3 tRNA genes and 3 rRNA genes are annotated in these 5,730 nt (G+C 52.6%); all 6 read right to left on the reverse strand.

Features of this window, described 5'->3' with window-relative positions:
- Nucleotide 1 precedes the first annotated feature (1 nt).
- The 6 genes from J7399_RS20815 to J7399_RS20840 all read right to left on the reverse strand — a co-directional run bounded on the left by J7399_RS20815 (nucleotide 2) and on the right by J7399_RS20840 (nucleotide 5,478).
- A tRNA-Met gene (locus tag J7399_RS20815) sits at nucleotides 2-78 on the reverse strand.
- A 117-nt stretch (nucleotides 79-195) separates the two neighbouring features.
- A 5S ribosomal RNA gene (rrf, locus tag J7399_RS20820) occupies nucleotides 196-310 on the reverse strand.
- A 93-nt stretch (nucleotides 311-403) separates the two neighbouring features.
- Nucleotides 404-3,232, reverse strand: a 23S ribosomal RNA gene (locus J7399_RS20825).
- 465 nt (nucleotides 3,233-3,697) lie between these two features.
- Nucleotides 3,698-3,773, reverse strand: a tRNA-Ala gene (locus J7399_RS20830).
- A 20-nt stretch (nucleotides 3,774-3,793) separates the two neighbouring features.
- Nucleotides 3,794-3,870, reverse strand: a tRNA-Ile gene (locus J7399_RS20835).
- 148 nt (nucleotides 3,871-4,018) lie between these two features.
- Nucleotides 4,019-5,478, reverse strand: a 16S ribosomal RNA gene (locus tag J7399_RS20840).
- The 16S, 23S and 5S rRNA genes sit together here with 3 tRNA genes alongside, the layout of an rRNA operon.
- Between the last annotated feature and the right edge of the window lie 252 nt (nucleotides 5,479-5,730).

Consider the following 5,730-nt stretch of genomic DNA (forward strand, 5'->3'; position numbering starts at 1 on the left):
TTGGTTGCGGGAGTAGGATTTGAACCTACGACCTTCAGGTTATGAGCCTGACGAGCTACCGGGCTGCTCCATCCCGCGACGCTTTTGATCTTGGGCCATTTTTGGCTTTGAGATCTGTCGCCCTTCAGGACGTTTTATTTGTTCTGAAGGTATTCTTTGTATCGTTTTGAGAGATTTTGTTGAGCTATTTTCTAGGTTTGGCGATGACCTACTCTCCCACAGCTTAAGCAGCAGTACCATCGGCGCTACGGTGCTTAACGGCCGGGTTCGGGATGGGACCGGGTGTTTCACTCGCGCTATGATCACCAAACCGAGGAAATAGCTCGGTTTATGTGTTGTCCAAGTCAGTATACTTTGTGTTGTGTATGCTTTTGTGTCCGTAAAAGTCTTTCTTTTACTGGATCAAATCAAGCCTATCGGACCATTAGTACCGGTCAACTGAATGCATTGCTGCACTTACATCTCCGGCCTATCGACGAGGTGGTCTACCTCGGTCCTCAGGGATACCTTGTTTTGAGGGGGGCTTCCCGCTTAGATGCCTTCAGCGGTTATCCTGTCCGATCATAGCTACCCTGCACTGCTGCTGGCGCAACAACAGGTCCACCAGTGGATCGTTCACCCCGGTCCTCTCGTACTAGGGGCAACTCCTCTCAAGTATCCTACACCCACGGCAGATAGGGACCGAACTGTCTCACGACGTTCTAAACCCAGCTCACGTACCTCTTTAAACGGCGAACAGCCGTACCCTTGGGACCTGCTCCAGCCCCAGGATGAGATGAGCCGACATCGAGGTGCCAAACACTGCCGTCGATATGGACTCTTGGGCAGTATCAGCCTGTTATCCCCGGCGTACCTTTTATCCGTTGAGCGATGGCCCTTCCACTCGGGACCACCGGATCACTATGGCCGTCTTTCGACTCTGCTCGACTTGTCAGTCTCGCAGTCAGGCTGGCTTCTGCCATTGCACTCAACGAGCGATTTCCGACCGCTCTGAGCCAACCTTCGCGCGCCTCCGTTACGCTTTAGGAGGCGACCGCCCCAGTCAAACTACCCGCCACACAGGGTCCCGGATCCGGATAACGGACCGCGGTTAGACATCAAGCAATGCAAGGGTGGTATCTCAAGGGAGGCTCCACCAAAACTGGCGTTCTGGTTTCAAAGCCCACCACCTATCCTGCACATGCATGGCCTGATGCCAGTGTGAAGCTGTAGTAAAGGTGCACGGGGTCTTTCCGTCTAACCGCGGGAAGCCTGCATCTTGACAGGCAATTCAATTTCGCTGAGTCGATGTTGGAGACAGCGGGGAAGTCGTTACGCCATTCGTGCAGGTCGGAACTTACCCGACAAGGAATTTCGCTACCTTAGGACCGTTATAGTTACGGCCGCCGTTTACCTGGGCTTCAATTCGGAGCTCTCACCCCTCCTTTTAACCTTCAGGCACCGGGCAGGCGTCAGACCCTATACGTCGTCTTGCGACTTCGCAGAGCCCTGTGTTTTTAGTAAACAGTCGCCACCCCCTGGTTTGTGCCCCCAGCCAATACTTGCGTAGAAACTGGGCCTCCTTCTCGCGAACTTACGGAGGTATTTTGCCGAGTTCCTTCAACATCGTTCTCTCAAGCGCCTTGGTATGCTCTACCAGTCCACCTGTGTTGGTTTAGGGTACGGTCTCATGGAGGGCTATTTCCAGGAACCAATCAGCGGCCCACCCAATCCGATAAGGGGGGACAACCTTCATGATCCGTCACATCCTCCTGGCCTAGGAATATTAACCTAGTTCCCATCGGCTACGCCTTTCGGCCTCGCCTTAGGGGCCGGCTTACCCTGCTCAGATTAGCTTTAAGCAGGAACCCTTGGACTTTCGGCGAGAGTGTCTCTCACACTCTTTGTCGCTACTCATGTCATCATTCTCACTAGTGATCTCTCCACCGGATGGCTCACGCCCCGGCTTCATCGAAAGCTCCATATCCTGCGCTATATCCCGGAGGATATAGAAGAGGATTGGAACTATGTCACACTACGCTCTGCTACCGATGCTTACGCATCCCTAGACTTCGGCTCATGGCTTGAGCCCCGTTACATCTTCGCCGCAGGACAACTTATTTAGACCAGTGAGCTGTTACGCTATCTTTAAAGGATGGCTGCTTCTAAGCCAACCTCCTGGTTGTTTTGGTCGTCCCACCTGCTTTCCCACTTAGCCATGAATTAGGGGCCTTAGTCGTAGGTCAGGGTTGTTTCCCTCTCCACTACGGACGTTAGCATCCGCAGTGTGTCTGCCATCTAGTACTCCCGGGTATTCGGAGTTTGGTTAGGATCAGTAAGCCTGTGGGGCCCCATTACCCATCCAGTGCTCTACCCCCCGGGGTATTCGGATGACGCTCTACCTAAATAGATTTCGCAGAGAACCAGCTATCTCCGAGTTTGATTGGCCTTTCACCCCTAGGCACAGCTCATCCCGATCTTTTTCAACAGATGTGGGTTCGGTCCTCCAGTGCGTGTTACCGCACCTTCAACCTGGCCATGCCTAGATCACTCGGTTTCGGGTCTGATCCATCTAACTCATGCGCCCTATTAAGACTCGCTTTCGCTGCGCCTACACCTAACGGCTTAAGCTTGCTAGATAGACCAAGTCGATGACCCATTATACAAAAGGTACGCTGTCAGCCCTCAAGGGGCCTCCAACTGATTGTAGGCGTTCGGTTTCAGGTACTGTTTCACTCCCCTCGTCGGGGTGCTTTTCACCTTTCCCTCACGGTACTGGTTCGCTATCGGTCAGTAAGGAGTACTTAGCCTTCGAAGGTGGTCCTCCGATCTTCAGACAGGATTTCACGTGTCCCGCCCTACTTAATACATCCTTCAGAGCTTCCTATACGGGGCTGTCACCCACTATGGCCCGTCTTCCCAAACGGTTCTAGTCACTCATCAGGCTTGGCTGGTCCGCGTTCGCTCGCCACTACTAGCGGAGTATCAATTGATTTCCTTTCCTCCGGGTACTTAGATGTTTCAGTTCCCCGGGTTTGCTCTTAAGACCCTATGTATTCAGGTCAAAAGTACCTGGTTAAGAACATTATAAATTACCGAGGTAATTATAATGAACTTTCAGGTGGGTTCCCCCATTCAGAGATCCATGGATCAAAGCTTATTCTCAGCTCCCCATGGCTTATCGCAGAGTATCACGTCTTTCATCGCCTCTTACTGCCAAGGCATCCACCAAACGCCCTTCTCGCGCTTGATTTGATCCAGAAAGAGAAAGACTTGCGTCTCTCGTGATCGCAAAAGCTGGCATGCTCGCAATCCTGTTTCTGAACCAAAAGTCATACTTTCCCGCTCCCTACCCTGGAACCCTCGCTGCCGATGTCGGTCGGCCCCACGAGGAGGATAAGGAACTTATGCAAGATCTCTCGATCTTGCGGGTTAGTGTACTTGACTTGGACAACTCTGTTCGTTTCAGCAGGGATACGAAGGAGAAGACCGAGGAAACAGTCTTCAATATCGCCTCTCCAAAAGGAGACCTGACTGAGATCAGCCCCGTACTTAGGGCGATCAAACAGTGTTGATTGTCATTCTCAAAACCTCTCATCACTGAGCTGTTTTGGAACAACTTGTATCTCTCTAAACGATGTCAAAGCTTCTTACGAAGCTGATGTCCGATTGGACGGCTAAACACTCGCAAGTGCTTAGCGATCTAATCGAGGGTAAATGGTGGAGCCTAGCGGGATCGAACCGCTGACCTCCTGAATGCAAATCAGGCGCTCTCCCAGCTGAGCTAAGGCCCCATTATCATCCCGAAGGATGGTGGTGGGTCGAGGAGGACTTGAACCTCCGACCTCACGCTTATCAGGCGTGCGCTCTAACCACCTGAGCTACCGACCCAGACAGGCCGGCAGGCCTGATGTATTCCTGAAGAGATATGGGGACGGCCTGGTCCGTTTGATATAGATCGGCAAAGGTACCGATCTGTTGCTAAGTGCATCCACGAAGTGAGAAAGCGAACTTTCTTACTTGCTAGGTGCATCCTTAGAAAGGAGGTGATCCAGCCGCAGGTTCCCCTACGGCTACCTTGTTACGACTTCACCCCAGTCGCTGATCCTACCGTGGTCCGCTGCCTCCAAAAGGTTAGCGCACGGCCGTCGGGTAGAACCAACTCCCATGGTGTGACGGGCGGTGTGTACAAGGCCCGGGAACGTATTCACCGCGTCATGCTGTTACGCGATTACTAGCGATTCCGACTTCATGCCGTCGAGTTGCAGACGACAATCCGAACTGAGACAGTTTTTTGGGATTAACCCATTGTCACTGCCATTGTAGCACGTGTGTAGCCCAACCCGTAAGGGCCATGAGGACTTGACGTCATCCACACCTTCCTCCCGCTTATCACGGGCAGTTTCCCTAGAGTGCCCAGCCGAACTGCTGGCAACTAAGGATGTGGGTTGCGCTCGTTGCCGGACTTAACCGAACATCTCACGACACGAGCTGACGACAGCCATGCAGCACCTGTCACTAGGTCCCGAAGGAAGGCTCCATCTCTGGAGTTGTCCTAGGATGTCAAGGGTTGGTAAGGTTCTGCGCGTTGCTTCGAATTAAACCACATGCTCCACCGCTTGTGCGGGCCCCCGTCAATTCCTTTGAGTTTTAATCTTGCGACCGTACTCCCCAGGCGGAATGCTTAATCCGTTAGGTGTGTCACCGAATAGCATGCTACCCGACGACTGGCATTCATCGTTTACGGTGTGGACTACCAGGGTATCTAATCCTGTTTGCTCCCCACACTTTCGCACCTCAGCGTCAGTATCGAGCCAGTGAGCCGCCTTCGCCACTGGTGTTCCTCCGAATATCTACGAATTTCACCTCTACACTCGGAATTCCACTCACCTCTCTCGAACTCTAGGTTGCCAGTATTAAAGGCAGTTCCGGGGTTGAGCCCCGGGATTTCACCTCTAACTTAACAACCCGCCTACGCGCGCTTTACGCCCAGTAATTCCGAACAACGCTAACCCCCTCCGTATTACCGCGGCTGCTGGCACGGAGTTAGCCGGGGTTTCTTTACCTGCTACTGTCATTATCATCACAGGCGAAAGAGCTTTACGACCCTAGGGCCTTCATCACTCACGCGGCATGGCTGGATCAGGCTTGCGCCCATTGTCCAAGATTCCCCACTGCTGCCTCCCGTAGGAGTCTGGGCCGTGTCTCAGTCCCAGTGTTGCTGATCATCCTCTAAAACCAGCTATAGATCGTAGACTTGGTAGGCCGTTACCCCACCAACTATCTAATCTAACGCGGGCCGATCCCTCTCCGATAAATCTTTCCCCCGAAGGGCGTATAAGGTATTACTCTCCGTTTCCAGAGGCTATTCCTTAGAGAAGGGTACGTTCCCACGCGTTACTAACCCGTCCGCCGCTCACCCCGAAGGGCGCGCTCGACTTGCATGTGTTAGGCCTGCCGCCAGCGTTCGTTCTGAGCCAGGATCAAACTCTCAAGTTGAAACGCTGTTACCAGCGTATCCTTGACGTTCGAACCTCTGCACATCTCATCCAGGAGGCTAATCCCGGATGAACTCAAACTGTTTAATGTGCTCAGGTACCAGAAAGTACCGAAAGCCACCAAACAGTGAAGCTGTTGTAAACTCTATTATCAGCCGAAGCCTAAGAGCCGATATGCAGGTGTTTGTTCATCGAAAGAACCAAACCGCCCTCATATCTCTTCAGTGTCATCACAATGTCAAATAACGTCGGA

The sequence above is a fragment of the Shimia sp. R9_1 genome, assembly GCF_017743775.1.
Lineage (GTDB): Bacteria > Pseudomonadota > Alphaproteobacteria > Rhodobacterales > Rhodobacteraceae > Shimia.